At 65.1% G+C, this 26983-nt stretch carries 23 protein-coding genes; 9 read left to right on the forward strand and 14 right to left on the reverse strand.

Annotation, left to right across the window (positions count from 1 at the left end; genetic code table 11):
- Positions 1 to 7: 7 nt before the first annotated feature.
- The 3 genes from ACSFA8_RS02890 to ACSFA8_RS02900 all read left to right on the forward strand — a co-directional run bounded on the left by ACSFA8_RS02890 (position 8) and on the right by ACSFA8_RS02900 (position 4259).
- A complete protein-coding gene (locus tag ACSFA8_RS02890) occupies positions 8 to 1003 on the forward strand; it encodes an HpcH/HpaI aldolase/citrate lyase family protein (RefSeq protein ID WP_435478010.1) in 996 nt (331 codons plus the stop codon).
- A gap of 28 nt (positions 1004 to 1031) precedes the next feature.
- On the forward strand, positions 1032 to 1601 hold the full coding sequence (locus ACSFA8_RS02895) for a hypothetical protein (protein ID WP_435478011.1): 570 nt from the start codon (positions 1032 to 1034) through the stop codon (positions 1599 to 1601).
- 72 nt (positions 1602 to 1673) lie between these two features.
- Positions 1674 to 4259 (forward strand): bifunctional aconitate hydratase 2/2-methylisocitrate dehydratase, encoded by a 2586-nt coding sequence (locus tag ACSFA8_RS02900; protein ID WP_435478012.1) that lies wholly within the window; start codon positions 1674 to 1676, stop codon positions 4257 to 4259.
- Between the two features lie 42 nt (positions 4260 to 4301).
- On the opposite strand, the gene ACSFA8_RS02905 is transcribed toward ACSFA8_RS02900, so the two are convergent.
- On the reverse strand, positions 4302 to 5162 hold the full coding sequence (locus ACSFA8_RS02905) for a hypothetical protein (protein ID WP_435478013.1): 861 nt from the start codon (positions 5160 to 5162) through the stop codon (positions 4302 to 4304).
- Positions 5163 to 5294: 132 nt separating this feature from the next.
- Positions 5295 to 6137, reverse strand: a complete 843-nt coding sequence (locus ACSFA8_RS02910; protein ID WP_435478014.1) for a helix-turn-helix domain-containing protein — start codon at positions 6135 to 6137, stop codon at positions 5295 to 5297.
- Between the two features lie 149 nt (positions 6138 to 6286).
- On the opposite strand from ACSFA8_RS02910, the gene ACSFA8_RS02915 reads away from it, so the two are divergent.
- Both ACSFA8_RS02915 and ACSFA8_RS02920 read left to right on the forward strand, forming a co-directional pair.
- On the forward strand, positions 6287 to 9151 hold the full coding sequence (locus ACSFA8_RS02915) for an aconitate hydratase (RefSeq protein WP_435478015.1): 2865 nt from the start codon (positions 6287 to 6289) through the stop codon (positions 9149 to 9151).
- A 387-nt stretch (positions 9152 to 9538) separates the two neighbouring features.
- Positions 9539 to 12037 (forward strand): hypothetical protein, encoded by a 2499-nt coding sequence (locus tag ACSFA8_RS02920; protein ID WP_435478016.1) that lies wholly within the window; start codon positions 9539 to 9541, stop codon positions 12035 to 12037.
- Between the two features lie 175 nt (positions 12038 to 12212).
- Here the strand turns inward: ACSFA8_RS02920 and ACSFA8_RS02925 are convergent, their stop codons facing one another.
- The 5 genes from ACSFA8_RS02925 to ACSFA8_RS02945 all read right to left on the reverse strand — a co-directional run bounded on the left by ACSFA8_RS02925 (position 12213) and on the right by ACSFA8_RS02945 (position 16812).
- Positions 12213 to 13010: a hypothetical protein gene (locus ACSFA8_RS02925; protein WP_435478017.1), complete on the reverse strand. Its 798-nt coding sequence runs from the start codon at positions 13008 to 13010 to the stop codon at positions 12213 to 12215.
- A gap of 109 nt (positions 13011 to 13119) precedes the next feature.
- The gene (locus ACSFA8_RS02930; RefSeq protein ID WP_435478018.1) at positions 13120 to 13722 is read right to left on the reverse strand and encodes a hypothetical protein; all 603 of its coding nucleotides are present in this window, start codon (positions 13720 to 13722) and stop codon (positions 13120 to 13122) included.
- On the reverse strand, positions 13719 to 14123 hold the full coding sequence (locus ACSFA8_RS02935) for a hypothetical protein (protein ID WP_435478019.1): 405 nt from the start codon (positions 14121 to 14123) through the stop codon (positions 13719 to 13721). The genes ACSFA8_RS02930 and ACSFA8_RS02935 overlap by 4 nt, the downstream gene beginning before the upstream one ends.
- A gap of 487 nt (positions 14124 to 14610) precedes the next feature.
- Positions 14611 to 15237 carry a hypothetical protein gene (locus ACSFA8_RS02940; protein ID WP_435478020.1) on the reverse strand — a complete coding sequence of 209 codons (627 nt, stop codon included), beginning with the start codon at positions 15235 to 15237 and terminating at the stop codon, positions 14611 to 14613.
- Positions 15238 to 15360: 123 nt separating this feature from the next.
- Complete coding sequence (locus ACSFA8_RS02945; protein ID WP_435478021.1) at positions 15361 to 16812, reverse strand: C13 family peptidase; 1452 nt, start codon at positions 16810 to 16812, stop codon at positions 15361 to 15363.
- Between the two features lie 145 nt (positions 16813 to 16957).
- Here ACSFA8_RS02945 and ACSFA8_RS02950 point away from each other — a divergent pair, with 145 nt between their 5' ends.
- Genes ACSFA8_RS02950 through ACSFA8_RS02965 form a run of 4 tightly spaced genes read left to right on the forward strand, consistent with a single transcriptional unit; the run spans position 16958 to position 20574 of the window.
- The gene (locus ACSFA8_RS02950; protein WP_435478441.1) at positions 16958 to 17215 is read left to right on the forward strand and encodes a FeoA family protein; all 258 of its coding nucleotides are present in this window, start codon (positions 16958 to 16960) and stop codon (positions 17213 to 17215) included.
- The gene (feoB, locus tag ACSFA8_RS02955; RefSeq protein WP_435478022.1) at positions 17208 to 19109 is read left to right on the forward strand and encodes a ferrous iron transporter B; all 1902 of its coding nucleotides are present in this window, start codon (positions 17208 to 17210) and stop codon (positions 19107 to 19109) included. Before ACSFA8_RS02950 ends, feoB begins: the two co-directional genes overlap by 8 nt.
- 5 nt (positions 19110 to 19114) lie before the next feature.
- A complete protein-coding gene (locus tag ACSFA8_RS02960; protein WP_435478023.1) occupies positions 19115 to 19384 on the forward strand; it encodes a DUF6587 family protein in 270 nt (89 codons plus the stop codon).
- Between the two features lie 5 nt (positions 19385 to 19389).
- Positions 19390 to 20574: an FAD-dependent monooxygenase gene (locus ACSFA8_RS02965; RefSeq protein ID WP_435478024.1), complete on the forward strand. Its 1185-nt coding sequence runs from the start codon at positions 19390 to 19392 to the stop codon at positions 20572 to 20574.
- A gap of 12 nt (positions 20575 to 20586) precedes the next feature.
- Here ACSFA8_RS02965 and kynA read toward each other — a convergent pair whose 3' ends face one another.
- From kynA to ACSFA8_RS03000, 7 genes are all read right to left on the reverse strand, one after another.
- Positions 20587 to 21423 (reverse strand): tryptophan 2,3-dioxygenase, encoded by an 837-nt coding sequence (kynA, locus tag ACSFA8_RS02970; protein ID WP_435478025.1) that lies wholly within the window; start codon positions 21421 to 21423, stop codon positions 20587 to 20589.
- Position 21424: 1 nt separating this feature from the next.
- Positions 21425 to 22699, reverse strand: a complete 1275-nt coding sequence (kynU, locus tag ACSFA8_RS02975; RefSeq protein WP_435478026.1) for a kynureninase — start codon at positions 22697 to 22699, stop codon at positions 21425 to 21427.
- A gap of 135 nt (positions 22700 to 22834) precedes the next feature.
- Positions 22835 to 23482, reverse strand: coding sequence for an arylformamidase (gene kynB, locus ACSFA8_RS02980; RefSeq protein WP_435478027.1), 648 nt, complete (start codon positions 23480 to 23482; stop codon positions 22835 to 22837).
- A gap of 74 nt (positions 23483 to 23556) precedes the next feature.
- Positions 23557 to 24033: a VOC family protein gene (locus ACSFA8_RS02985; RefSeq protein WP_435478028.1), complete on the reverse strand. Its 477-nt coding sequence runs from the start codon at positions 24031 to 24033 to the stop codon at positions 23557 to 23559.
- Between the two features lie 26 nt (positions 24034 to 24059).
- On the reverse strand, positions 24060 to 24734 hold the full coding sequence (locus ACSFA8_RS02990; RefSeq protein ID WP_435478029.1) for a DUF899 domain-containing protein: 675 nt from the start codon (positions 24732 to 24734) through the stop codon (positions 24060 to 24062).
- A gap of 105 nt (positions 24735 to 24839) precedes the next feature.
- Positions 24840 to 25766, reverse strand: a complete 927-nt coding sequence (argF, locus tag ACSFA8_RS02995) for an ornithine carbamoyltransferase (RefSeq protein WP_435478442.1) — start codon at positions 25764 to 25766, stop codon at positions 24840 to 24842.
- Between the two features lie 2 nt (positions 25767 to 25768).
- The gene (locus tag ACSFA8_RS03000; RefSeq protein WP_435478030.1) at positions 25769 to 26977 is read right to left on the reverse strand and encodes an aspartate aminotransferase family protein; all 1209 of its coding nucleotides are present in this window, start codon (positions 26975 to 26977) and stop codon (positions 25769 to 25771) included.
- Positions 26978 to 26983 lie beyond the last annotated feature (6 nt).

The following is a 26983-nucleotide window of genomic DNA, read 5'->3' on the forward strand; positions in this document are numbered from 1 at the left end:
GCAAGCCATGACGAACACCGCCGTGCGCCCTGGTGAAGTGCTGCTCGGCGCGCAGGCTGGCGCCGTGGTGCTGCCGGTGTGCGACCACTACAGCGGCGTCGAAGCCCGCATGAAAAAGAGCCTCGCGCTCCAGGCCGAGATGGCGCAGGAATTCGGCGCCTGCGTGTTCGACGTCACGCTCGACTGCGAAGACGGCGCACCGGTCGGCGGCGAAGCCGAGCATGCCGCGCTCGTGACCGAGCTCGCGCTCGGCGCCACGCCGGGCATGCGGGTCGGCGTGCGCGTGCACCCGGTCGACCATGCGTCTTTCGATGCCGACGTGGCGACCATCGCTGGGGGCGCTGGTCAGCGTTTGAGCCACCTCATGGTGCCCAAGGTCGAGTCCGCCGCCGATGTGCGGCAGGCGGTGCAGGCGCTCGATGCGGCCGGTGCCGCCAGTTTGCCGCTGCACGTGCTGATCGAGTCGCCGCTCGCGGTGCACAACGCCTTCGAGATCGCCGCGCATCCGCGCGTGCAGTCGCTTTCCTTCGGCCTCATGGACTTCGTCTCGGCCCACGCCGGCGCGATCCCGGCCGACGGCATGGGTGCCACGGGCCAGTTCACGCACCCGCTGGTAGTGCGCGCCAAGCTCGAGATCGCCTCGGCCGCGCATGCGCACGGCAAGGTGCCTTCGCACTGCGTGGTCACCGAGTTCAACGACGCCGACGCAATGCGCGCCGCCGCGCGCAAGGCGGCCAGCCAGTTTGGCTATACGCGCATGTGGAGCATCCACCCGAGCCAGATCCGGCCCATCCTCGAAGCGTTCGCGCCGGACGAGGAACAGATTCATATTGCTACAAAAATCGTAGCTGCCGCCGCGGAGGCAGATTGGGCGCCGGTGAGTTTTGATGGCACATTGCACGACCGAGCCAGCTATCGCCACTTCTGGCAACTGCTGGTGCGTGCGCACGCCACCGGGCGCGCGCTCCCGACCGAGGCCCTGGCCTGGTTCGATACCCCTTGACCCCCACACATTCCTAGGAAACAAACCCATGAAGCAAATCGCCCTGATCGCCGCCGTCGTGCTGGCGCTGCCTTTCGCAGCAACGGCGCAGACCGCTGCGCCGGCCAAGCCGGCCGCCAAGGCCGTTGCCGGCAGCACCGCCGCCAAGCCGCCGGCCAAAAAGCGCCAGGTGACGCGCAAGGCAGCCAAGGCCGTCGAAGAAGTGACGCCGATCAGCGAAGGCGCCGATGCCCCACTCACTGAAACCGATCTGGCCGTGGCCAAGCGCGTGTCGCTCGGCAAGGCCCAGTGCGAGCTCGGCGCCGACGTGACGGTGACCGCAGACGAGAAGAAGCCCGGCTTCTTCACGATCTCGACCAAAGGCCAGCGCTATCGCATGCACCCGGTCGAAAGCCGTACCGGCGCGATCCGGCTCGAGGATCCGCACGCCGGCGCGATGTGGCTGCAACTCGGCAACAAGTCGATGCTGATGAACCAGAAGCAGGGCTTGCGCATTGCCGACGAATGCCAGACCGCCGAACAGGTGGCCTTCGCCGAAGAGATGAAAAAGAACCCGCCCAAGAGCCTGTTCGAAGGCGCCGACGCGGCCAAGAAGTAAGTAAACAAGTCAGGGCGCGGCTCTTGCTTGCAGCGACAGCCGCCCCGTCGTTCAGTTTCTGGAGAAAAGAAGATGTTGCAAGCCTACGTTGACCATGTTGCCGAACGCGCCGCGCTCGGTATTCCGCCGCTCCCGCTCACGGCCAAGCAAACCGCCGAAGTGATCGAGCTCATGAAGAACGCGACCTCGAAAGACGGCGAGTTCCTGCTGAACCTGCTCACCTGGCGTGTGCCGGCCGGCGTGGACGATGCGGCCAAGGTCAAGGCCAGCTATCTGGCCGCCGTGGCGCATGGCACCGAGAAGACCCTGCTGCTCAGCCGCGCCCGCGCGACCGAGCTGCTCGGCACCATGCTGGGTGGCTACAACATCAGCCCGATGGTCGACCTGCTCGACGATGCCGAGGTCGGCGCCGTCGCGGCCGAGGGCCTGAAGAAAACCCTGCTAATGTTCGACCAGTTCCATGACGTCAAGGAAAAGGCCGACAAGGGCAACGCCAACGCGAAAGCCGTGCTGCAGAGCTGGGCCGATGCCGAGTGGTTCACCAGCCGCCCCGAGGTGCCGGAAAGCATCACGGTCAGCATCTTCAAGGTGGCCGGCGAAATCAACACCGACGACCTGTCGCCCGCACCGGACGCCACCACGCGCCCCGACATTCCGATGCACGCCCTTGCGATGCACAAGAACGCGCGCCCCGGCATCGTCCCCGAAGAAGACGGCAAGCGCGGCCCGGTGAAGTTCATCGAAGACCTGCGCGCGCGCGGCCACCTGGTGGCCTACGCCGGCGACGTGGTCGGCACGGGTTCGTCGCGCAAGAGCGCCACCAATTCGGTGCTCTGGTTTACCGGCGAAGATATTCCCTACGTGCCCAACAAGCGCTTTGGCGGCGTCTGCCTCGGCGGCAAGATCGCCCCGATTTTCTACAACACGATGGAAGACTCGGGCGCGCTGCCGATCGAGCTCGACGTGAGCCAGATGGAGATGGGCGACGTGGTCGAACTGCGTCCCTACGACGGCAAGGCCCTGAAGGACGGCAAGGTGATTGCCGAATTCCAGGTCAAGAGCGACGTGCTGTTCGACGAAGTGCGCGCCGGTGGCCGCATTCCGCTGATCATCGGCCGCGGTCTCACGGCCAAGGCGCGCGAAGCGCTGGGCCTGCCGGCATCGACCCTGTTCCGTCTTCCGATCAGCCCGGTCGACACCAAGAAGGGCTACTCGCTGGCGCAGAAGATGGTCGGCCGCGCCTGCGGCCTGCCCGAAGGCACGGGCGTGCGCCCGGGCACCTACTGCGAACCCAGGATGACCTCGGTCGGCTCGCAGGACACCACCGGCCCGATGACGCGCGACGAGCTGAAAGACCTGGCCTGCCTCGGCTTCTCGGCCGACCTGGTCATGCAGTCGTTCTGCCACACCGCGGCCTACCCGAAGAAGGTCGACGTGAAGATGCATCACGAGTTGCCCGACTTCATGGCGACGCGTGGCGGCGTGTCGCTGCGCCCCGGCGACGGCGTAATTCACTCGTGGCTCAACCGCCTGCTGACGCCCGACACCGTCGGCACCGGCGGCGACAGCCATACGCGCTTCCCGATCGGCATCAGCTTCCCGGCCGGTTCCGGCCTGGTGGCTTTCGCGGCCGCAACGGGCGTGATGCCGCTCGACATGCCCGAATCGGTGCTTGTGCGCTTCAAGGGCAAGATGCAGCCCGGTGTCACGCTGCGCGACCTGGTCAACGCGATTCCGCTCTACGCCATCAAGGCCGGCCTGCTGACGGTCGCCAAGCAGGGCAAGAAGAACATCTTCTCGGGCCGCATCCTTGAAATCGAAGGCTTGCCGGATCTGAAGGTCGAACAGGCTTTCGAACTCAGCGACGCCTCGGCCGAACGCTCGGCCGCCGGCTGCACGGTGCACCTGAACAAGGAACCGATCATCGAGTACATCAACAGCAACATCACGCTGATGCGCTGGATGATCGCCGAAGGCTATGCCGACGGCCGCACGCTGGCACGCCGCATCGCGGCGCAGGAAGCCTGGCTGAAAGACCCGCAATTGCTCAAGGGCGACGCCGACGCCGACTACGCGGCCGTCATCGAAATCGACCTGGCCGACATCCACGAGCCGATCTGCGCGTGCCCGAACGACCCGGACGACGTCAAGACGCTGAGCGACGTGGCCGGCGCCAAGATCGACGAAGTGTTCATCGGCTCCTGCATGACCAACATCGGCCACTTCCGTGCGGCGTCCAAGCTGCTCGAAGGCAAGCGCGACATTCCGGTAAAGCTCTGGATCGCGCCGCCGACCAAGATGGACGCGCAGCAGCTCACCGAGGAAGGCCACTACGGCGTGTTCGGCAATGCCGGTGCGCGCACCGAAATGCCAGGCTGCTCGCTGTGCATGGGCAACCAGGCGCAGGTGCGCGAGGGCGCGACCGTGATGTCGACCAGCACGCGCAACTTTCCCAACCGCCTGGGCAAGAACTCCAATGTGTACCTCGGCAGCGCCGAACTGGCCGCGATCTGCTCGCGCCTGGGCCGCATTCCGACCAAAGAGGAGTACATGGCAAGCGTCGGGGTGCTCGATGCATCGAGCGCGCAGATCTACCAGTACCTCAACTTCGACAAGATCGATGAGTACAAGGACATCGCCAACGGCGTCGCAGCCTGATCGGCCCTGCCGCTGCAAGAAGCCCACCGCGGTGGGCTTTTTTCATGGTGGAGCGGGGCGCTGCTGCGCATCGGTGCGCTTGAGCGCGAGGTAGGTTTCGCGGTCGATCTCGTGCAGCTGGCGCGGATAGCGCTGGATCGCGCTGAACCACGCTTCGCGACGTGCCTCGTCGCTGGTGGCGCTCAGGAAGGCTTCGAGCGTGAGGAAGTAGCGCATCGCATTGCGTTCGACCAGGCCGCGCGTGCCGGCGATGTAGGCGGGCTGGCCATCCGCCAGCTTGCCGAGCTCGGTGAAGCCGACTTTGCTGCTGCCGAATGTCGCGAGATAGGCCTGGATGGCCATTGCCACCATCACGTTCTGGTCGTACGAATACGAGAAATGCAGGAAGCTGCGCTTTGCATCGAGTTTCGTGGCTTCGAGCAGGATGCGGTAGTTGCTGGTGCCGAGCGGGCCCGATTCGGCCCGAAGCTGGACTTCCAGATAGTCGGGCGTGGCCTGCGCAACGCGGAACACGAAGGGCAGGTCGAAAGCCTCTTCCACCGGCTTGTCGTAGCGGCGCACGATACCCAGTGTGATCTGCTGCTTGCCGCTGGCGCTCGACGCCTGGCAGCGCCGGTTGTTCACGTGCAGCAGCAGCACGTCGCACCAGTTCGTCGCGCTGTTGAACGCGGCATGGACAGCTTCGAGCGGCTGTTCGACAACGGCATAGATCTCACCTTGCAGGCCCTGCGGCAACTCGGTGGACGTCAGCAGCAACGGGCGCTTGAGCGGGCTTTGCGCCAGTTCGGCGCTTTTGCGTACGTGCGTTGCACGCAGGGCTGCCCCGGAGTGCGCATCGTCGGCCGCCGTCGCCACCGGGGCACAACACAACACGAACAACAGGCACAAGGAACAGAGCTTCATTGCAGCAGCACGCAGCAAGAACCGCGCGCGAAACCTGAGTGCTCCAGTAAGACGCGCGGCGCGCGCCGGCGGCCTCAGGCCAGGCGCGCAATTGCGTGTCGTCCGGCGCCGACGCGCGCCGAAAGCTCGCTGTCAGGCCGCAGCCAGTGCAGTGAGTGCGGCGGCCGTCTGCGCATCGGCCGGAAAGAACGACTCGACCGCCAGCTCTTGCAGGGTGACGTCCACCGGCGTGCCGAAGATGGTGGTGGTGCTGATGAAGCTCAGCAGCCCGCCCGGCGTGATCAACTGGAACGGCACCACCACGCTCGATAGTTCGCCACCGCTGGCCGGCGTCCCGGAGCCCGCGGTGCCGATCGGGTAGGCCGCCAGTTCGTCGTGCAGCGCCTGCAGCGTGGCGTCGCCGGTCGCCGCGACTTGCTGCAGCAGGCGTTCGAGCAGGTGCGCGCGCCATTGCGCCAGATTGGCGATTTTTGGCGCGATGCCGTCCGGATGCAGGCTGAGCCGCAGCACATTGATCGGTGGCTTCAGCAGCTCCGGCGCGGCGCCGGTCATCAGCAGCGGCACCAGCGCGTTGTGCGCCACCAGGTTCCAGTGGCGGTCGACTGCGAGCGCGGGGTAGGGTTCGTGGCCTTTCAGCACCAGGTCGACCGCGCGCCTCGCCGCTGCGAGGGCCGGATCGTCGAGCCCGCGCTGTCGGTACATCGGCGCGAAGCCGGCGGCCACCAGCAGGGCATTGCGCTCGCGCAGCGGCACGTCGAGCCGTTCGGCCAGGCGCAACACCATCTCGCGGCTGGGAGCGGCGCGGCCGGTTTCCACATAGCTCAGGTGGCGGGTCGACACCTCGGCTTCCTGCGCCAGATCGAGCTGGCTGAGGCGCCGGCGCTGGCGCCAGTGGCGCAGGTGCATGCCGAAGGGTTCTCGGGCGCCGGGCTGGCGCGGCGCGGCGGCAGGGGAGTGGAGGGCGGCGATGTTCATGGCCTGCATTCTGCGGCGGTGCGTGCGGCGCGGCCATGACCTCCCACGTCATCGGCGCACGGCGCCGCGGCGAGCTGAGCGCCCCTTCCGACAGCCGGATGCATCGAAGCCTGCTATCTTTCCGGGAATCCACGCCACAAGGAGTTCTCATGGCCGCCCAGTCGACCCACGCGTTTGCCTCCACCCTCAAAACATTCAAGACCGCCTCGGGCAAATCGGGCAAATACTGGTCGCTGAAAGAACTGGCCAAGAAGTACCCCTCGGTGGATCGGCTGCCGGTGTCGATCCGCATCGTGCTGGAGTCGGTGCTGCGCAACTGCGATGGCCAGAAGGTCACAGCCGGGCACGTCGAGCAACTCGCCCACTGGCTGCCCAACGCCGACCGCACCGAAGAGATTCCGTTCGTGGTCACGCGCGTGGTGCTGCAGGACTTCACCGGCGTGCCGCTGCTGGCCGACCTGGCTGCGATGCGCAGCGTGGCGCAGTCGCTCGGCAAGTCGCCCAAGGCGATCGAGCCGCTGGTGCCGGTGGATCTGGTGGTGGATCACTCGGTGATGGTCGACTACTACGGCACGCCCAAGGCGCTCGACCTCAACATGAAGCTCGAGTTCGAGCGCAATAACGAGCGCTACCAGTTCATGAAGTGGGGCATGCAGGCGTTCGACACATTCGGCGTGGTGCCGCCAGGCTTCGGCATCGTGCACCAGGTCAACCTCGAGTACTTCGCGCGCGGCGTCTACAAGAGCCCCTACGACAAGGCCGAGACGCCGACGTACTACCCCGACTCGCTGGTCGGCACCGACAGCCACACCACAATGATCAATGGCATCGGCGTGGTCGGCTGGGGCGTTGGCGGCATCGAGGCCGAGGCTGCGATGCTGGGCCAGCCGGTCTACATGCTGACGCCCGACGTGGTGGGCTTCGAGCTCAGCGGCAAGTTGCGCGAAGGCGTCACCGCCACCGACCTGGTGCTGTATGTCACCGCCATCCTGCGCGGCGAGAAAGTGGTGGGCAAGTTCGTCGAGTTCTTCGGCCCCGGCGCCGCCTCGATCGCGGTGCCGGATCGCGCCACCATCGGCAACATGGCGCCCGAGTACGGCGCCACGATGGGCTTCTTCCCGGTCGACGATATGACGCTGGCCTACTTCAGGGGCACCGGCCGCACCGACAAGGAAATCGAGCGCTTCGAGGCCTACTACAAGGCGCAGGGCCTGTTCGGCATGCCGGCGCCGGGCGACATCGACTACACCAAGATCGTCAAGCTCGATCTTGGCACCGTCACGCCCAGCCTGGCCGGACCGAAGCGCCCGCAGGATCGCATCGACCTGGGCCACCTCGCCACGAAGTTCTCGGAGCTCTACAGCAAGCCGCAGGAGGCCAACGGCTTCAACCAGCCGGCGGAAAAGCTGTTGCAGCGCTACTCGGTCACTTCCAGCGGCGTGGGAGGCGAGAAGGAGGCCAACCCGCCCAAGGCCGGCGAGCCGCGCCAGGTCGTCGAGATGGAAGCCAACCGCTCTACACGCGCCGCCGCGCACACCGCGGCCGAGGCGCCAGCCGCGCCATCCGGCATCACCATCGGCAATGGCGACGTGCTGATCGCAGCCATCACCTCGTGCACCAACACCTCGAACCCGAGCGTGATGCTCGCGGCCGGCCTGCTGGCCAAGAAGGCGGTGGAGGCGGGCCTGAAGGTCAAGCCGCACGTCAAGACCTCGCTGGCGCCGGGCTCGCGCATCGTCACCGAGTACCTCGAGAAGGCCGGCCTGATCCCGTACCTCGACAAGCTCGGCTTCTACCTGGCCGGCTACGGCTGCACCACCTGCATCGGCAACGCCGGTGACCTGGCGCCCGAGATCAACGAAGCCATCACAAAGAACGACCTGGTGGCGGCGGCAGTGCTGTCGGGCAACCGCAATTTCGAGGCGCGCATCCACCCGAACCTGAAGGCCAATTTTCTGGCCTCGCCGCCGCTCGTGGTGGCCTATGCGATCGCCGGCAACGTGATGGTCGACCTCATGACCCAGCCCGTCGGCAAGGGCAAGGGCGGCAAGGACGTCTACCTCGGCGACATCTGGCCCACGCCGAAAGAGATCGACGAGAACCTGCGCTTTGCGATGAACGCCAAGGCCTTCCGCAAGAACTACGAGCAGATCAAGGACAACCCGGGCAAGCTCTGGAGCAGCATCAAGGGCGTGAAGGGCGACGTCTATACATGGCCCGAGTCGACCTACATCGCAGAGCCGCCGTTCTTCGACGACTTCAAGATGAAGCCGCACGCCACCGACGCCGGCTTCAAGGGCGCACGCGTGATGGCGCTGTTCGGCGACTCGATCACCACCGACCACATCTCGCCCGCCGGCTCCATCAAGGAAAGCTCGCCGGCCGGCATCTGGCTCAAGGCACACGGCGTGAGCAAGGCCGACTTCAACAGCTACGGCTCGCGCCGCGGCAACCACGAGGTGATGATGCGCGGCACCTTCGCCAACGTGCGCATCAAGAACCTGATGATTCCGCCCGATGCCAACGGCACCCAGGAAGAGGGCGGCGTCACGCGCTTCCAGCCCGGCAACGAGAAGATGTTCATTTACGACGCGGCGCAGAAGTACATGGCGGCCGGCGTGCCGACCGTGATCTTCGGCGGCGAGGAGTACGGCACCGGCTCGTCGCGCGACTGGGCTGCCAAGGGCACGCAGCTGCTCGGCATCAAGGCCGTGATCGCGCGCAGCTTCGAGCGCATCCACCGCGCCAACCTGGTCGGCATGGGCGTGCTGCCCCTGCAGTTCCGCGGAGCCGACTCATGGCAGACGCTGAACCTCACGGGCGACGAAGAAGTCGATGTGGTGATCGGCGGCGAACTCAAGCCGCAGATGGACGTGAAGCTGGTGATCCGCCGCTTCGACGGCGCGCACCAGGAGGTGACGGTGCGCCTGCGCATCGACACGCCGATCGAGGTGGACTACTACAAGCACGGCGGCATCCTGCCGTTCGTGCTGCGGCAACTGCTGGCCAACTGATGGTGCGTTGGATAGTGCCCGATCCTTTGCGGCATAGGGCAAGAGTTCGGCTAGGTTCATGAGGCTGAACTTGCCTGCTGATGTAGGCAGCCGAAGTCGCGATTAAGTCGATCGAGCTGGACGCCGAACTGTGAAGCCCTCACTGAAACTTGAGGCCAAGTGGCCCAACTGGTCGGTCAAGCGGACGCCAGCAAAGGCCTTGCCTTTACCGCCCGAAGCGCTGAGTAGGCGACGGGCTACAGTCGGCCATCAAGAGTCGTCGACAAAGGTCAGCTTCGGGGCTCCCCCTCCATCCCAGCGACCTCAAATACTCCGGCTGAGGGCTACTGCCATCAAGCCCGAAACGGCCGAGGGACAATCCGTGCACCAAATCAGCCAAGTGAGCGGATGACCGATCAGCAGACCCGGAACAACCACTACGTCCCGCAGTGGTACCAGCGCAGCTTCCTCGCTCCCGGTCAGTCTCGCCTCTTTCATCTCAACCTGGACCCGGATCGCAAGACGCTGCCCGATGGCCGGCAAGTCCCGCGTACGGCGCTTCACAAATGGGGCACGAAGAACTGCTTCGTCGAATACGACCTGTACACCACGCATTTCGGCCCGATCGTCAACGACGACGTGGAGAGGTACCTATTTGGCGTCATCGACAACCGGGGGGCGAAAGCAGTCCGCGCCTTCGCGCTGGGGAACCACGCCGACGTGCATGAGTCGTTCCAGGACTTCTTCGAGCACATGGCCGTACAGAAGCTGCGCACGCCGAAGGGCCTGGACTGGATCCGCTCGTGCTACGGCGCGCTGGGCCAAGTCGACCTGATGGTTGAGATGCAGGCTCTGCGCCTGATAAATTGCACCATGTGGGTCGAGGGCGTGCGGGAGATCGTCTCGGCGCAGGACTCGGACGTGAAGTTCATCCTTACGGACCACCCGGTGACGGTCTACAACGCGGCGGTGGATCCGGCGTCCGAGCAATGCGCCTACCCGCAGGATCCGCTTGTAGCGGCTGTGGGCTCTCAGACTGTCTTCGCGCTTGACGCCAACACCTGCCTGATCCTCACTCACCTGGACTATGCCAAGGAGCCGGATCAACTAGACCTGACGCGGCTGCGCACGAACGCCCGGCACCTGGGCGTCGGCATGACGCGCACCGACAACTTCATCCGAGACCGGCGACTGAACCGGGACGAGGTGATCGCGATCAACCATCTGCTCAAGTCGCGGGCGAAGCGCTACATTGCAGCCGCCGACAAAACCTGGCTCTACCCAGAGCAGGAATTCAACGGGTCATGGGCGCAGATTGCCAAGGTGCTGCGGCCCAAGTCCGATCTGTGGCTCTTCGGCGGGGAGATCTACGTCGGCTACAAGGATGGCACCTCTGGCTATTGGGACGAGCATGGCCGTACGTCCAAGGCCCACGAGTTCCTGACCCGCCAGTCCTCCCGCAAGAACATCGGAGCCAATGACTTCTGCGGCTGCGGAAGCGCCTACGCATTCAAGGACTGCTGCCAGCGGTTGCCCGCCGCAGAGCGCCCGTCGTGGGAGGTCTACGGCCTGCGCGAGCGCAACCTGATGTTCTGCGACGCCCTTCAAGGCATCTTGGGCCTGTCTGACGGGGCGTCCTGGGAGGACGTGCGCCGCAACCTGAGCGACGAGCACGTCGAGCGCATTCATCGCGCGTTTGCGGGCCTGTGGCCCGAAGACACCGATCTGGCCTCTCTGCTACCACGGCCCAACCCGAAAGTCCTGCGCTCGGTCTACATGGGCTTCAGTGACCCGCGCACCATCGAGGCGACGGTGCTGGGCTGGTTGCCTTATGTCGACGAGATCGTGCTCGTGAACCCATTCTTCTTGGGCACGCGCATGAAGCCCGAGTTCAGCCCCATCGAGTCGCCCGCCAGCCACAAGATGCAGACGCTCAAGAACGTCATGCTGCTCCTAGTGCTGGAGCGATTTATCCGCGCTGGCCTCGTACATCTGGTGCCCGATCCCGGGGAGGTCAGTGCCCCGCTCGGCCGTCATGTCCGGGAAGTGCTCACTCGGCGCACCCTCGGATGGAAGCCACCCAAAGGCGGCGGCCTGCAACGCTTTCTGAAACTCGGAGAACAGGAAGGCCAGCGCCTCATTTGGATGCTGCCAGAGGCGTACCAGCGGCGCTTGATTGCCCAGCACATGCCAGACGCCGACCCCGTTATGGCGGATCGGCTCATCAAGCATTTCAAGCGCCAGGCCGAGGCTGATCCCTATACGCTGCTGCAGCCGCTTCCTGTGGGCAAGGACGGTGCGCAGAACCAGATCTTCAAGGGCCTGAGCCTGGAAGCAGCGCTGTATGTGGCGTCGCTGACTGGCTCGATCATCCACGTCGACTCGGAGGCGCACTGGGCGCAGCTCCTGAAGGACGCTCAGCCTCCTGGCACGCCGTCGCAGTCCACATGGGCGCCCGTCCAACGAGCCTTGGGCGAGATCTCGTTCCCGGTGGAACTGAACTCGCGGCGGGTTGCGGAACGCATCGCTAGCGGCGACCGTCCGCCGATCCGGTCGCTGCTGCGGCGGCTGGCCGAATCGGTCGCGGCCTCGGGAGGCGGGCCCGCTCCTAGCGAACTGGCCAAGCTTATTCGCCAGGCGCGCGGCAAGGTTGAGCAGGCGAGGAAACGCGAGGGAGACAGCACGCTGCTCCCCGCACGCCTGGAGCTGCACGTGCCGCCAGCGGGATTTGCCCGTCACGAAGTGCAGCGGCTGCTCGTGATGTTTGCGGGCGTGACCCGGCCTCGGTCCATTCCGTACGCGCTGCGGTTGGTGTTCGACGAACCGAAGGATGGCAGCGGAGATATTTCGGAGCAGAGCAATGCGGCTGGCGGAATCACCGGGTCAGGTACCCCGTCGCGTCGCTAAAGTCCATGCCGCACCGGTAGACAACAAGACAGGAAGTGCACAACCTTTGGACTAGTTGCTCGTATGACCGCTTTGAGACGAAAAGTCCGGGCAATCTGACTTCCGCTCAGGGCCCAAAGCGGTCTCCGGCGAAGAGCAGGACCGGCCCGTCGACAGCCTCCGCGCTAGTAAGGAGCTAGGCATCGCCGAGAGGAAATATCTTCGGATCATCAAGGAAGAATCGAAATTCTTGAATCTTTCGACCTTCCAGCTTTGCTCGTGCCGACACCAATGGCTGTTGAGCCTCCTCCAGATCCAACACGAGAACACCTAGGAACACCAGTTCAACTCGGGCGCACGCCGCAATTTCGGCGCAAGAAACCAATCGACGTATCTCCTCCAGCGTCTTTTTCTGCGAAGTCTTCTTGATCTCGGCAATCCCCTCGCTTGTGCAGACCAGAAAGAACTGACACGTCTCTTGTCCCTGTTCTATGGCCTGCCGGGTGCGCAGTACAGCCTCATCGAAAAGTGATCGCTGTCCCGCGCCGAGTCTGTCGATAGACGTCTCACCTTCAAAGCGCGGTGGCTTCGCGTCGGCAAATGCAACCACATCACCAAACGCTCGTCGCTCAGCCTTTGCCGCGAGGTTGAGCCGTATCCGACGGCTAGGCCAAATCAGGCCCTCGGCTTCCTGCATTGCTTGTATTCCGTGTTTTCTCTCATCAGCGGAATAGAACTCGTACGCCATCCGAAGAAGTTCTTCAACGACCCGAAAGTGGCGGTCTTCAAGGAGCTTCTTCTTTGTGAGGTGCAGTCCCTGATGCAACGAATCGAATGCGTCGGCGAGCGCCTGCACCTGATCTATGGGCTCCTTCACAAAGCTGTAGGTCAGGTCCGTCGGCGCGTTCATTTGGACGAATGTCCAAAAATCGTGGTAGTCACCGAGAGAATCAAACGCTCGGACAAACAGCCGCTCCGTGGACAATCGATTCATGGCATTCCCTCCCATTCTGTAGTCGCGTGGTGGGTGTCAGCTTTCAAACGAATACTGCACTGAGACCAAACGACCGCTCCTGGCCGAGTGGCGACGTCAAGTTGGCCACCTACGAGCCGACGTTCCACGAAGCATCTACGTTGTCTCCCCAGCCAACCAAAGCGGCCGCAAGCTGCTGCGGATTCTGGTAGCGTGGCTCCTGAAGCTTCCCGAAATAGCGGAAGTAGCTCGTCCACCCGGCAGTTGGCTCCTCTACCTCGACGGTCTTGAGAAATTTCCTCTTCCGGACGACGTGCCGAGGCGCGGCGTTGAATGCGTTCAGAATTCTCTTGAGGGTGAGCTCCCATCCATCGTCAGCGTCTTGAATGGAAAGAGCCTGTTGCGGATCGCACTGAATATGCAAACCTGCAGATCCCTTGAGAAAACTCACAAACATCGAAAACACTATCTCACTCCCATCTGGGAGAGCTTCGACAAGATACCTCCGTCTCTTTTCCAATCGATCGATGGCAATGCCAGCGGCCGTGGACAGGTACCACGCGGCAAAGTCATCGGGCTCAGCGTCCGGCGCCCTCCGGAGATCGGCCGGGTCATAGAGTGCAAGCCAGAACACGGGAATGATGAAATTCGCGCTCAGCGAAAAGCTTTCGCCTCGAATACTCGGTACCAATGCGTCGCTATCGGCAGCGTAGAGGAACGCGGGAGAACTCATACAGATTTGGCGGGAGATGTTTTGACGACGGCATCCATTGTGGTTCGATTCACCAACACGGGAAGTCTGGTCTTGACCGACAGTAGCCGAAGTTCATTTCGAACTGATTGGCAGCGCATCAGCCCATAGAACATAGGATTTGAGCTCGGCATCGAGCGGCCAGGGACGAGGCCTTCCACGAGCCCGTGCGCAAGCTTCGAAGCCGCAGTGGCGCGAATCGTCCAGCTGGAGCGCAAGCACTCTACGTCGTTAGTCCGAAGGCAAGCTTCTTCGAATTTCAGCGCGACTGTGTTGGCAAAGGTGCTTCTGGCAAGTTGGCGCTGCGCTCCGAACCAATAGAAGAAGAGCGCGGTGATGACCAGCAAAACGATGAGAAACGGCCAGCGAGAGCGACGGGACATTCACGGTTCTCCGTTCGAGAGTTTCTTGATTTTGCGCCCGGCACCGATGACATCCGCTGAAATCCTGCGGCTGCGGTGAAGGTCCGGTGTTGGCCGACTGTAGCCTGCCGCCACTTCGGCGCAAAGGGCCCCAAAGCGGAAGTAGCGCTTGCTTAATAGCTGGCGTTCGTTTCAGCGCTGCGTAGAACCTCTTATCAGGCCCGCACACGCAATAAGCCAAAACATTGGGACCGCCCAAAGAAGATGTCCAACCAGAACCAGGCCTGCTGACATGAGAAGAAATGCCACGGGCCACAGCATCAGAAGCATGACTAAGTAGACGGCGGTCAAGACAAACCGGCGCTTGTTCAGCAGGATTGCAAGCGTGACGAGCTGGAGCGCCACGCTGATCGAAAAAAGAGCGGAAATCAACTTGAACTGTGTGAAAAGACCGTTGTTTTCCGCATTCTGTCGGTGAGCGCGACTGTCCGGTTGTGGCCGTACCCAGTCAGCTGAGTGCGGGAGGCAAGGCTCGCCCATTCACCAGCTGTGGTATCGAGCGAGCCACAAGTTCTGTTTTTAGGTCAGCTTCCGCTGCCGGACCGGCTTCAGCTATGGCGCTTGCCGAAACGATGGCTGTGTAGCCTCCGGCAAGGTTGAACGCCCATATCCTTTCTAGCTGAACGTATGACCGAATCGCGGACCACGGCGCAAACGACACGACCTGCTGTTCGACCGTCTCTTGAATTCCCCTGTCGTCGATGACGAGCTGAACACTATTTGCGGGTTCTTTGTCGACTGCCGCCGAAAGATTCGATTTCCAACGCAGGCCCTTTTTCCACGCATCCACGGTCAAGACACCCGCGGCCAAGAGGAATATCGCCAGAAGCGTCACGCTTTGGCCCTTGTATGACGCCACCAAGCCCAGGCCACACAAGACAAGTGAGGGTATTGCTTGGCGAAAGTAGGCGGGCCTTTGCAGCGAGGACCCACTTCGAAATTCTTCATGGGCAAGTCGTTCTGCTACCCCTAGCTTGTAGTCGAGTTGAAGACGCATGAAATCGAGGCCCCCCGGGTTACAACCGCTCAATTCTGCCGTGGTGACGAAGGTCCGGTTGTGGCTGACTGTAGCCATAGCTCAGGATTCTGACCAACAGGCGAAGCCCAGCCAGCGCTTCTCAAAACTATCATTCGTAAAGATGGGAAGACCAACTGCACACGTTAAAGCTTGCACGCCACCTTGATGACCCCTGACGCGCTACTTCGCGCTCGGCGGGAGCGCGTCGAGCCGCTGCGAAAGCTGCTCCAGCAGCGGCCGGATTTTCTCGCCCACGCGGATCTGCGGGTTCGAGAAGCCGTCTTCCTTGCCGGCCTCGATTTCGCGCTCACGGATCAGCGGTACTGCGGCGGCAAAGGCCGCTTCGAACGAATGGGTCTTGCGCAGTTGTTCGTCGAACATTGCGCGGCCGAAGAACGTGAGTTCCGACAGGCGCCCGCAGCCATAGGAAGTGTGGGTCGCATCGGCGGCCGTCATCACCAGTGTGTCGTCGTTCGCCATCGGCTCGATCCAGCCGCCCGAATAGCAGGCCGAAATTGCCACGACGCGGTGCCGGATGCCGGCCTCGTCGAGTGCCTTGCGCAGTTCTTCCGGCGTGAGCCCCGGCACCGACAGCGGCCAGTGCGAAGCGGCCAGCTTGTGGTCGCTCGCGCCGTGCGAGGTCATGTAGACCACCAGCAGGTCGTTGTCCCGGTCCATGCGCTGCGCCAGCGCGGCCACGGCGCGCTGCAGGTTGAGCGGCGTGGCCCAGGGCAGCGTATCGGTGGTCGTTGCATGGTTCATGAGGTGCAGCACCCGGCCCTTGGCGTCGAAGCGCTCCTCGAGCAGTTGGGTGACCATGCGGCTTTCGCGCAGGAACACGTCTTCTGTCGCATAGGGCGCGAACACCAGGCCGTAGACGTTGGTCTGGCCGGGTTGCCGTTCGCCGATCCCGGCGACGGCGCGTTGCCAGACTGCCTGCTGCTGCTCGAACGCCTCCTGCGTGAGGCGCAGGCGCGGACGCGGGGGCTCATCGGTGGCCGCGCTGCGATCCGGCTCCCACACACGGGCCGCGTCGCCCAGCGACTGCCATACACCGAGCGCGAGGATGGCTGCCATGCCCGGCAGAAACAGCGCGAGCCGCACGCGCGAGGTGGCGTAGCGGGCCGTCAGCCGCAACAGCGCCGCAAGCACCCAGGCCAGCAGCAAGCCATACACCGCCCAGAAGCCATTGGGCGTGGTCAGCGGTTTGGGCAGCCAGCCGCGCAGGTAGCTCACGGAGAGCGCGACCATCAAGAGGGTGGCTGGCACGCTGCTCCAGCCCACCAATGCAAACCAGCGCGGCAATCGGCCGTCGTCGTGCGCGGAGGCACGCCCCGCCAGCACCCACCAGCCGAGCCAGAGCGTGGCGCCGATCGCCCACAGCGCATTGAGCGATGCCAGCCAGTTCAGCGTGACCGGCCCGTCGATTTGCAGGCGCTCGGCGCCGAGCACCAGCAGATTGGGCAGCAGAACGAGCAGCAACAACTGCCAGGGCGTCGGAATCGCGTCGAGGCGCGGCGCCAGCAGCAGGGCGCTGCGCAAGCCCTCGGCGATCCATTGCGCGATGCCGGCGCGGGGTGCGGGCGCTTCGGTCAGCGGCAGTTCAGCCACCGGGCCGTCTTCTTCAGACATGTCCTCATTCATGGCCTCGATCATGCCTTTGCAGAGGGCTGTTTTTGCCCGAAGTCGCCGGATGGCCGAGTTTTCGAGAATAATTCTCATTTTGATAACTTGGATTTCGCGGGTGACCCCACAGAACGCAGCGGCTGCGACCGCCATGAGCCTCGACCAGCTTCCGAGCAACCAGTGGGCGACGGTGATCGACCTGACGCTGCCCGATGCGGCCGACGACCGCGAACTGGTGCTGCGGCTCACCGAAATCGGCTTCGTCCCCGGCGAGGCGGTGCGCATCGTGGCCAACGGCGTGCCGGGCCGCGAGCCCTTGGCCGTGCGCCTCGGTCACACCACTTTTGCGCTGCGCCGGCACGAAGCCTCGTTCATCCGCGTCACGCCGGGGGCCGCGCAGCATGGTTGAAGCCACCCTCAGCTTTCAGCCCGGCGCCACCGGCACGGCGACCACGCCACCCGCTCGCATCGCCTTGCTCGGCAATCCCAACTGCGGCAAGACGGCGCTGTTCAATCTGCTCACGGGCAGTCGCCAGAAGGTTGCCAACTACGCGGGCGTGACCGTCGAGCGCAAGGAAGGCACGCTGCGCACCGCCGCTGGCCGCCGCGTGTTCGTGCTCGACCTGCCCGGCGCCTACAGCCTCAATGCGCTGTCGGCCGACGAGGCCGTCACGCGCGACGTGGTCACCGGCCAGAGCAAGGAGGCGCTGCCCGACCTGCTGGTGTGCGTGACCGATGCCACCAACCTGCGGCTGAACCTGCGGCTGGTGCTAGAGGCGCGCCAACTCGGCCTGCCGATGGTGGTGGCGCTGAACATGACCGACATGGCCAGGAAGCAGGGCATCGCGGTCGATGCCGCCGCTCTGTCGCGTGAGCTCGGCGTGCCGGTGATCGAGACCGTCGGTGTGCACACTGGCGGCGCACAGGGCCTGCTCGAACAGCTCGATGCGCCCGTCGCGGCTGCGGCTCGCGTGCCCTGGCAGGCGCCGGCCATGGCCGACGTGCTGGCCACGCAGCGCGAGGTGCGCCGCATCCTTGAGGTGGCCGTGCGCGAGCCGGTCGGCAGCCTCGCCGCCAGCGACCGCATCGACCGCATCGTGCTGCATCCGGTCGCGGGCATGCTGGTGCTGGCGGTCACGCTGTTCCTGATGTTCCAGGCCGTGTTCAGCTGGGCCAACGTGCCGATGGATGCGATCAAGGCCGGCACCGAGGCCTTCGGCCACCTCGTCAAGGCCGTGGTGCCCGAAGGCATGCTGCAGAGCCTGCTGGTGGACGGCATCGTGGCCGGCGTCGGCGGCGTGGTGGTGTTCCTGCCGCAGATCCTGATCCTGTTCCTGTTCATCCTCGCGCTCGAAGATTCGGGCTATTTGCCGCGCGCTGCGTTCCTGCTGGACCGCGTGATGGGCACTGTGGGCCTCTCGGGCCGCTCGTTCATTCCGCTGCTGTCGAGCTTTGCCTGCGCCATTCCGGGCGTGATGGCCACGCGCACCATCAGCAACTGGCGCGACCGGCTCACCACCATCATGATCGCGCCGCTCATGACCTGCTCGGCGCGGCTGCCGGTGTATGCGCTGCTGATCGCCGCCTTCATTCCCGAGAAAACGGTGGGCGGCCTGTTCAACCTGCAGGGCATCGTGCTGTTTGCGCTCTACGCCTTCGGCATCGTCTCGGCGATGGCGGTGGCCTGGGTGATGAAGCGCTTCCGCGACAACCAGTCGCACTCGCCGTTGTTGATGGAGCTGCCGGCCTACCGCTGGCCCAACCTGCGCAACCTGGCGCTCGGCCTGTACGAGCGCGCGTGGATCTTCCTGCAACGCGTGGGCACCATCATCCTCACGCTCACGATCCTGCTGTGGTTCCTGTCGACCTTCCCGTCGCCGCCCGAAGGTGCGACCGGCCCGGCCATCCAGTACAGCCTGGCCGGCATGCTGGGCCGCGGGCTTGAACACATCTTTGCGCCGATCGGTTTCAACTGGCAGATCTCGATCGCGCTGGTGCCCGGCATGGCGGCGCGCGAGGTCGCGGTCGGCGCGCTCGGCACCGTCTATGCGCTGTCGGCCACCGGCGAAGAGGTTGCGGGGCAATTGCAGCCGCTGATTGCGAGCAGCTGGTCGCTCGCCACGGCGCTGTCGCTGCTAGTCTGGTATGTGTTCGCGCCGCAATGCATCTCGACCTTGGCGGCGGTCAAGCGCGAAACCAATTCGTGGAAGTACGTCTGGATCATGGCGGGCTACCTGTTCGCGCTCGCCTACATTGCCTGCTTCATCACCTACCGGATCGCGCTCGCATTGGGCTGGGGTTGATTGCCATGACGCAACAGATCATTGTCGGATTCATCGTCGCTGCCGCTGCGTTCTACGCAGCCTGGCGCTGGATGCCGGCCGGCTGGCGCCGCAGTGCGGCGTACAAGCTGGCCAGCGGCACGCACCGGGCGGGCCTGGTCGACCGGGCCCGCGCCGAGCAGCTTGCCGCGTCGCTCGCCAAGACCTCGGGTTGCGGGTCTTGCGACAGCTGTGGTGCCTGCGGCAAGGCCGACGTCAAGACGACCGAGATGCCTCCGACCGCTGGTTCCCGCTGAGCCGCATGGCTGCGCACATCCTGGTTGCCGGCGGCGGCATCGGCGGCCTTGCGGCTGCGGTGGCCCTCGCGCGGCGCGGCCACCGCATCGACGTGCTGGAGCAGTCCACCGCCTTCGGTGAGATTGGCGCCGGCGTGCAGCTTGGCCCCAATGCCACGCGCCGGCTGATCGCGCTGAACCTCGAGCAGCCTTTGAAGGCTATCGCGGCCCTGCCGGAGTCGCTGGTGATCCGCAGCGCCGACGGCGATGCCGAGCTGGCCCGCATGCCGCTCGGTAAAAGCCTCCAGCAGCAGTACGGCGCGCCGTACTGCTGCGTGCACCGCGCCGATCTGCACACGCTGCTGCTGCGCGCGGCGCAGGCGCGCGGCGCCAGGCAAATGAGCCTCAATGTCGGCGTGCGTGTCGGCGAGGCGGTGGCCGGCGATGCGTCGGTCTGCGTTTCGAGTGCCAATGCGCGTGCGTGGGAAGGCGATGCCCTGGTTGGCGCCGATGGCCTGTGGGGCACGGTGCGGCGGCAGGTCGATGCGTCCGCCACGGCGCCGCGCAGCACCGGCCACACGGCCTGGCGCGGTCTGTTGCATCAATCGCGTCTGCCGGCCGCCCGGCGCAGCCGCCAGGTCGATGTCTGGCTCGGCCCGCGGCTGCATGCGGTGGCCTATCCGGTGCGCGGCGGCACGTGGCTCAACGTGGTGGTCATCGCCGAGTCGACCCCGGCCGGCGATGCGCGGGATTGGGATCAGGCCAGCAGCTTCGCGGCCCTGCAGCAGGCCACGGGCCGTTGCGGCGGCAGCTTGCAGACCTTGCTGGAAGCGATGCCGGTCTGGCGCGCCTGGAGCCTGCACGACCGCGCCCCGCTCACGTCGGCGGGCGGGATGGCCCACGGCCGCATCGCGTTGGTCGGCGATGCGGCGCACCCGATGGTGCCGTACCTGGCGCAGGGCGCCGGCATGGCCATCGAAGACGCGGTCGCGTTGGCCGATGCGCTGGGCGAGGGCGGCCCGGCCGAGATACCGGCTGCCTTTGCCAGGTATGCCGCCGCGCGCTGGCAGCGCAATGCCCTGGTGCAGACCCGGGCGCGGCGCAATGGCGACATCTTTCACGCGACCGGCGCGATGCGGTGGGGGCGTGACCTCGCGATGCGTGTGCTAGGCAAGCGTCTGCTGGACCAGCCGTGGCTGTATGCCGGCTGACCGCGGGTCGAATCAAAGATCCGTGCGCAGCGCCCAGATCTCGGGGAACAGAACCACGTCGAGCATCTTGCGCAGGTAGCTCACGCCGCCGGTGCCGCCGGTGCCGCGCTTGAAGCCGATCACGCGCTCCACCGTTGTCACGTGCCGAAAGCGCCAGAGGCGGAATGCGTCTTCGATGTCGGTGAGCTTCTCGCCGAGCTGGTACAGATCCCAATGCGCATGCGGGTCGCGGTACACGGTGAGCCAGGCCTGCTCGACGCCGGCGCTGGCTTCATAGCCCTGCGTCCAGTCGCGCTCGAGGTGGTCGGCCGGCACCGCGATGCCGCGGCGTGCCAGCAGGCGCAGCGCCTCGTCATAGAGCGAGGGCGAGCGGTAGGCGGCTTCCACTTGCGCCAGCAGATCCGCCCGGTGCGCATGCGGCTTGAGCATGGCGGCGTTCTTGTTGCCGAGCGCGAACTCGATGCAGCGGTACTGCGCGCTCTGGAAACCGCTGGAGCTCGCCAGGTAGGGCCGCATCGCGGTGTACTCGGGCGGCGTCATGGTCGAGAGCACCGTCCATGCGCTGACCAGCTGTTCCATGATGCGGCTCACGCGCGCGAGCATCTTGAAGGCGTCGGCCAGCCGGTCGTCGGCGATGCACGCGATGGCGGCGCGCAACTCGTGCAGCATGAGCTTCATCCAGAGCTCGCTGGTCTGGTGCTGCACGATGAACAGCATCTCGTCGTGCGCCGGCGAGAGCGGGTGCTGCGCGTTCAGAACCTCGTCGAGGTGCAGGTAGTCGCCGTAGCTCATCGAGGCGCTGAAGTCGAGCTGCGCCTTTTCATCGTGGACGATCTTCTCGGTGGTCATGTCAGGTCACCGCGTTCTTCTGGTTGAACGCAGGTTGCTTCCACTCTGCAGTTTCGAGTACCTGCACGAGATGCTCGACCGCGTTCCACACGTCTTCGAATCCCAGGTACAGCGGCGTGAAGCCGAAGCGCAGGATGTCGGGCATCTGGCTGTCGCCGGCGCGGTAGTCGCCGATGACACCACGCGCAATCAGCGCCTGCACGATCGCGTACGCGCCTTCCGCGCGGCTCAGGCACACCTGCGAGCCGCGCTGCGCGTGATCGCGCGGCGTTACGAGTTCGAGGCCATGGCCGGCGCAGCGTTGTTCGACCAGTTCGATGAACGCGTCGGTGAGCGCCAGCGACTTGGTGCGCAGCGCCATCATCGGGCCGAAGTCTCCGTTGAAGGCTTCGGCGGCGAGCACCGTGTCGAGCCCGCATTCGAGCCCGGCCAGCGCCACGATCGGCTGCGTGCCGCAGAGATAACGGCCGACGCCCGGCGCAGGCCGGTAGTGCGGCGTGAACTCGAACGGCGCGGCATGGCCCCACCAGCCCGACAGCGGCTGCTCGAACTTGCCGGCGTGCCGCGTGTTCACCCAGGCGAAGGCCGGCGCGCCGGGGCCGCCGTTCAGGTACTTGTAGCCGCAGCCGATGGCAAAGTCCGCTTCGCTGTCGTTCAGCGCGACGGGCACCGCGCCGGCGCTGTGCGCCAGATCCCAGACCGTGAGCGCGCCGGCCGCATGGGCGGCAGCGGTGACAGCCTTCATGTCGTGCATGGCGCCGGTGCGGTAGTTCACGTGAGTGAGCATCAGCACGGCCACCTCGTCGGTGAGCACCGCGGGCAGCTCGCTCGCATCGATCAGCTTCAGCGTGAAGCCACGCTCGCGGCACATCGACTCGGCGATGTAGAGATCGGTCGGGAAGTTGCTGCGTTCGCTCACAACCAGTTTGCGGCCGCTGGTGGCCTGCTGCGAGAGCGCCGCGTACAGAACCTTGTAGAGATTGATCGAGGTGCTGTCGGTGCACACCACTTCGCCGGGCGCGGCGCCGACCAGGCGCGCCACCTTGTCGCCAAGGCGCTGCGGCAGATCGAACCAGCTTGCGCTGTTCCACGAGCGGATCAGGCCTTCGCCCCATTCCTTCGTCACCACTTCGGCGATGCGAGCGGGTGCGGCCTTGGGCAGCACGCCGAGCGAGTTGCCGTCGAGGTAGATCACGCCATCGGGCAGCATGAACAGGTCGCGCAGGCCGGCGAGCGGGTCTTGCGCATCGCGTGCGCGGCAGTCGTCAAGGAGCATGTCGGCTTTCATTGGTTCGAGTCAAGGGGGTGTCCATCGCGGAACACCGTGGAACCGGCTTTGCCGGTCCACTTGTGTTGCCCCCGGTGAGGGGGTTGGCGAAGCGACACGAAGTGCGCGAAGACTGGGGGAGGTTCATAAACTCCGCAGGATGGCGCGCACGGGGGAGGCATCGGCGCTGACCAGCTTGAGCGGCAGCGCGATGAGTTCGTAGTCGCCTTCGGGCACGTCATCGAGCACGAGGTTCTCGAGCACGCGCAGGCCGAGGCGGCGGATGACCTGGTGGCTGTCGAGCGTCTTGCTGTCGGCCGGGTCGATGCTGGCGGTGTCGATGCCCACGAGCTTGACGCCGAGTGCGGCGAGACGTTCGATGGTGGCAGGCGCATAGGCAGCAAGGGCGCCGTCCCAGCGGTCGACCGGCGCGCGCTGGTAGGTGCGCACCAGCACGCGCGGCGGCAGGCGCTGGTCGACGGCGTGCTCGATGTGCGCCCACTCGATCAACGGGCCCCGCGCGATCGCATGGATCACGCGGCAGGTGCCCAGAAAGGGCGAGAGGTCGAGGTCGCCGATGGTGGTGCCATCGGCGTCGTAATGCAGCGGCGCATCGGCATGTGCGCCGACATGCGGCGACAGCGTGATCTCGCTGACGTTCACCGGGCAGCCGGGGCCGATGCTCGCGGCCCAGCGTTGCCGGTAAGGCGTATCACCGGGGAAAACCGGCGCGCCTTCATGCACTGGCGGGGAGATGTCCCAGAGCCGCGCTGCGGTGGAAGAAGAAGTCATGCAGCGAAGTTAGCGCCGCATGCGGGGTCGTGGTGTCGGTTATTTCCAACAAGCCACGTGACGAAATGAGTCGCTCAGTTCGGCGCGGCGGCGGCCTGTTCCAGCAATGAGATGTCGAGCTTGGTCATCTTCATCATGGCCTGCATGACACGGTTTGCCTTGGCCGCGTCCTTGCTCTGGAGCAGGTCGCCGAGGATCGTGGGCACGATTTGCCAGGACAAGCCGAACTTGTCCTGCAGCCAGCCGCATTGGTTGGTGGCGCCGCCTTCGGAAAGCCTGGCCCAGAGATCGTCGACTTCCGCTTGGGTGGTGCAGTTGACGAAGAACGAGATTGCGGGCGTGAAGCTGAACATCGGCCCGCCGTTGAGCGCGTAGAAGCTCTGGCCTTCGAGCTCGAAAGTGGCGCTCATCACGGAACCCTTCGGCCCCGGCCCGGCGTCGCCGTAGCGCGTCACGTTGCCGACCTTGGCGTTCTTGAAGATGGCTGTATAGAAGTTCATGGCTTCTTCGGCGCGGCCGTCGAACCATAGGAACGGAACGATCTTCTGCATGGTGTTTTTCCTGGGTTGAAGCGATGTCAGGCGGGGTTGGCCGGGTACTCGTCGTGCAGCCGCTGCCAGCTGTAGGGCGGGTCTTGCGGCCAGCCGGCGGGCGATTTCTCCCAGGCCTCCTGGCGGCCCCAGGGCGTGAGGTCGAGCAGCTGGAAGGTGTTGCTGGCCTGCTCTGCGCCGCGGCCGGAGGTGAACCAGGTCTGGAACACGCGTTGCGCCTGGCGGATGAAGACCGAGAAGCCGAACGAAGCGTTGTCCTGCGCGGTGACGAAGTCCTCGTGGAACGTGGTGCCCTCGCACGACACCCATGGAAACGTCCAGCCCATGCGCGCCTTCACCTCTTCGATGCGCGGCACGCTGGCGCGCGCCACCATCGCGAACGAGGTGCGGCGCGCATGCAGGTGCGCGAAGTTGTTCATCATGTGATCGCACACCTGCGAGCAACCGGGGCAGATGTGATCCGCCGTGAGCATGTTGTGATAGACGACGAGCTGATCCCGGCCGTCGAAGAGGTCGACCAGCCGCAGGTCGCCGCGCGCGGCCGACTTGAAAACGTAGTCGCGCGTGACCTCGGTCATCGGCAACTGGCGGCGCCGCGCGTTCAGCGCGTCATGGGCGCGGGTGAGTTCCTTTTCGGCCTTCAGCAGTTCGTCGCGAGCGCTTTGCCAGTGGTCGCGCGAAACGATGTCCGGGTAGTTCATCGGGGTCTCCTTGCGATATGTGAACAATGTACACATATCGCCGGCCCGCGTAAAGCCTGTTACGTGGGCAGGCCGTGCCGGGTGCGCGCCCGGTCTGGCAGGAGCTCAGGAAACCTGGATCTTGCCGAGCAGCAGGAACTCCATCAGCGCCTTCTGCGCGTGGAGTCGGTTCTCGGCCTCGTCCCACACCACCGACTGCGGGCCGTCGATCACGTCGGCCTCGACCTCTTCGCCGCGGTGCGCAGGCAGGCAGTGCATGAAGAGGGCGTCGGGCTGGGCGATGCGCATCATTTCGGTGTCGACGCACCAGTCGGCGAAGGCCTTCTTGCGCGCGTCGTTTTCGGCCTCGTAGCCCATGCTCGTCCACACGTCGGTGGTGACGAGGTCGGCGCCGCGGCAGGCTTCCATCGGATCCTTGAACACCCGGTAGCTGTCGGCCGAGCGAATGCCGGCCACCGACTGGTCGACCTCGTAGCCGCTCGGCGTGCTCACATGCACCTTGAAGCCGAGGATCTCGCTTGCCTGCAGCCAGGTGTTGGCCATGTTGTTGCCGTCGCCGACCCAGGCCACAGTCTTGCCCTTGATCGAGCCGCGGTGCTCGATGTAGGTGAAGATGTCCGCCAGGATCTGGCAGGGGTGGAACTCGTTGGTCAGGCCGTTGATGACCGGCACGCGCGAGTTCGCCGCAAAGGCCTCGATCTTGGTCTGTTCGTAGGTGCGGATCATCACGATGTCGACCATGCGGCTGATGACCTTGGCGCTGTCCTCGATCGGCTCGGCGCGGCCGAGCTGGCTGTCGCCGGTGGTGAGGTTCACGACCGAGCCGCCGAGCTGGTACATGCCGGCTTCGAAGCTCACGCGCGTGCGCGTGGAGGCCTTCTCGAAAATCATTGCCAGCGTGCGGTCGACCAGTGGTTGGTGGCGCTCGTAGGCCTTGAACTTCTTCTTGATCAGCGCCGCGCGCGCGAACACGTGCGCGTACTCGTCGGCCGTGAAGTCCGAGAATTGCAGGTAGTGCCGGATTTCCGCCATCGTCATGCCGCCTTGGGTTCTGCGAGAAAGGCTTTCACCAGCGGCGCCAGGATGGCGACGATCTCGTCGGCTTCGGCGATGCTCAGGATCAGCGGTGGCACCAGGCGGATCACGCTGTCGGCCGTCACCGAAAGCAGCAGGCCGGCCTCGCAGGCCTGGGCCAGGATCACGCCGCAGGGCCGGTCGAGCTCGATGCCGAGCATCAGGCCCGCGCCGCGCACTTCCTTCACGCCCGGCAGGCGCGAGAACTCGCGTTCCAGCGCGGCTTTGAGGTGGGCGCCGACCGTGGCCGCGTTTTCGAGCAGCTTGTGCTCTTCCATGATGCGGATGGTTTCGACGCCGGCACGCATCGCCAGCGGATTTCCGCCGAAGGTGGTGCCGTGGTTGCCGGGCTGGAACAGGTTCGCGGCCTTCGGGCCCGCCACCACCGCACCGATCGGCACACCCGATCCCAGGCCCTTGGCCAGCGGCATCACGTCGGGCACGATGCCGGCCCACTGGTGCGCGAACCATTTGCCGGTGCGGCCCATGCCGCACTGCACCTCGTCGATCATCATGAGCCAGTCCTTCTCGTCGCACAGGGCGCGCACCTGCTTCAGGTAGTCCCAGCGCATCGGGTGGATGCCGCCTTCGCCCTGGATGGTTTCGAAGAACACGGCGACGACGTTCGGATTGCCTTCGGTGGCTTTCTTCAGCGCCTCGATGTCGTTCAGCGGCACCCGGATGAAGCCCTCGACCAGCGGGCCGAAGCCGGCCTGGATCTTCGGGTTGCCGGTGGCCGACAGCGTGGCAATCGAGCGTCCATGAAAGGCATGCTCGTAGACCACGATCTCGGGCCGCTCGATGCCTTTTTCGTGGCCGAACTTGCGCGCCAGCTTGAGCGCTGCCTCGTTGGCCTCGAGCCCGGTGCAGCAGAAGAACGCATTGGTCATGCCCGACAGCTCGACCAGCTTGGCGGCCAGCTTTTCCTGGCCGGGCACGTGGTAGTAGTTGGAGCTGTGGATCAGTTTCGTGAGCTGGTCTTGCAGCGCCGGCACCAGTTCGGGATGGTTGTGGCCGAGCGTATTGACGGCGATGCCGCCGAGGCCGTCGAGGTACGCGCGACCGTTGGTGTCCCAGACTCGGCAGCCCTGGCCATGCGACAGCGCGATCGGCAGGCGGCCGTAGGTGTTCATGACATGGGGCGACGTGGGCTGGGCGGTAGCGCTCATTCGGTG

This window comes from Variovorax nitratireducens, from assembly GCF_051216545.1.
Lineage (GTDB): Bacteria > Pseudomonadota > Gammaproteobacteria > Burkholderiales > Burkholderiaceae_C > Variovorax.

Coding starts and splice junctions, on each gene's coding strand:
- kynU (WP_435478026.1), bottom strand. CDS start 22,699: ATGCTCCTTGACGACTGCCGCGCACGCGATGCGCAAGACCCGCTCGCC.
- ACSFA8_RS02925 (WP_435478017.1), bottom strand. CDS start 13,010: ATGAATCGATTGTCCACGGAGCGGCTGTTTGTCCGAGCGTTTGATTCT.
- ACSFA8_RS02890 (WP_435478010.1), top strand. CDS start 8: ATGACGAACACCGCCGTGCGCCCTGGTGAAGTGCTGCTCGGCGCGCAG.
- ACSFA8_RS02990 (WP_435478029.1), bottom strand. CDS start 24,734: ATGAACTACCCGGACATCGTTTCGCGCGACCACTGGCAAAGCGCTCGC.
- ACSFA8_RS02915 (WP_435478015.1), top strand. CDS start 6,287: ATGGCCGCCCAGTCGACCCACGCGTTTGCCTCCACCCTCAAAACATTC.
- feoB (WP_435478022.1), top strand. CDS start 17,208: ATGGTTGAAGCCACCCTCAGCTTTCAGCCCGGCGCCACCGGCACGGCG.
- ACSFA8_RS02950 (WP_435478441.1), top strand. CDS start 16,958: ATGAGCCTCGACCAGCTTCCGAGCAACCAGTGGGCGACGGTGATCGAC.
- ACSFA8_RS02945 (WP_435478021.1), bottom strand. CDS start 16,812: ATGTCTGAAGAAGACGGCCCGGTGGCTGAACTGCCGCTGACCGAAGCG.
- kynB (WP_435478027.1), bottom strand. CDS start 23,482: ATGACTTCTTCTTCCACCGCAGCGCGGCTCTGGGACATCTCCCCGCCA.
- ACSFA8_RS02910 (WP_435478014.1), bottom strand. CDS start 6,137: ATGAACATCGCCGCCCTCCACTCCCCTGCCGCCGCGCCGCGCCAGCCC.
- ACSFA8_RS03000 (WP_435478030.1), bottom strand. CDS start 26,977: ATGAGCGCTACCGCCCAGCCCACGTCGCCCCATGTCATGAACACCTAC.
- ACSFA8_RS02895 (WP_435478011.1), top strand. CDS start 1,032: ATGAAGCAAATCGCCCTGATCGCCGCCGTCGTGCTGGCGCTGCCTTTC.
- kynA (WP_435478025.1), bottom strand. CDS start 21,423: ATGACCACCGAGAAGATCGTCCACGATGAAAAGGCGCAGCTCGACTTC.
- ACSFA8_RS02905 (WP_435478013.1), bottom strand. CDS start 5,162: ATGAAGCTCTGTTCCTTGTGCCTGTTGTTCGTGTTGTGTTGTGCCCCG.
- ACSFA8_RS02935 (WP_435478019.1), bottom strand. CDS start 14,123: ATGTCCCGTCGCTCTCGCTGGCCGTTTCTCATCGTTTTGCTGGTCATC.
- ACSFA8_RS02960 (WP_435478023.1), top strand. CDS start 19,115: ATGACGCAACAGATCATTGTCGGATTCATCGTCGCTGCCGCTGCGTTC.
- argF (WP_435478442.1), bottom strand. CDS start 25,766: ATGGCGGAAATCCGGCACTACCTGCAATTCTCGGACTTCACGGCCGAC.
- ACSFA8_RS02920 (WP_435478016.1), top strand. CDS start 9,539: ATGACCGATCAGCAGACCCGGAACAACCACTACGTCCCGCAGTGGTAC.
- ACSFA8_RS02985 (WP_435478028.1), bottom strand. CDS start 24,033: ATGCAGAAGATCGTTCCGTTCCTATGGTTCGACGGCCGCGCCGAAGAA.
- ACSFA8_RS02900 (WP_435478012.1), top strand. CDS start 1,674: ATGTTGCAAGCCTACGTTGACCATGTTGCCGAACGCGCCGCGCTCGGT.
- ACSFA8_RS02965 (WP_435478024.1), top strand. CDS start 19,390: ATGGCTGCGCACATCCTGGTTGCCGGCGGCGGCATCGGCGGCCTTGCG.
- ACSFA8_RS02930 (WP_435478018.1), bottom strand. CDS start 13,722: ATGAGTTCTCCCGCGTTCCTCTACGCTGCCGATAGCGACGCATTGGTA.
- ACSFA8_RS02940 (WP_435478020.1), bottom strand. CDS start 15,237: ATGGCTACAGTCAGCCACAACCGGACCTTCGTCACCACGGCAGAATTG.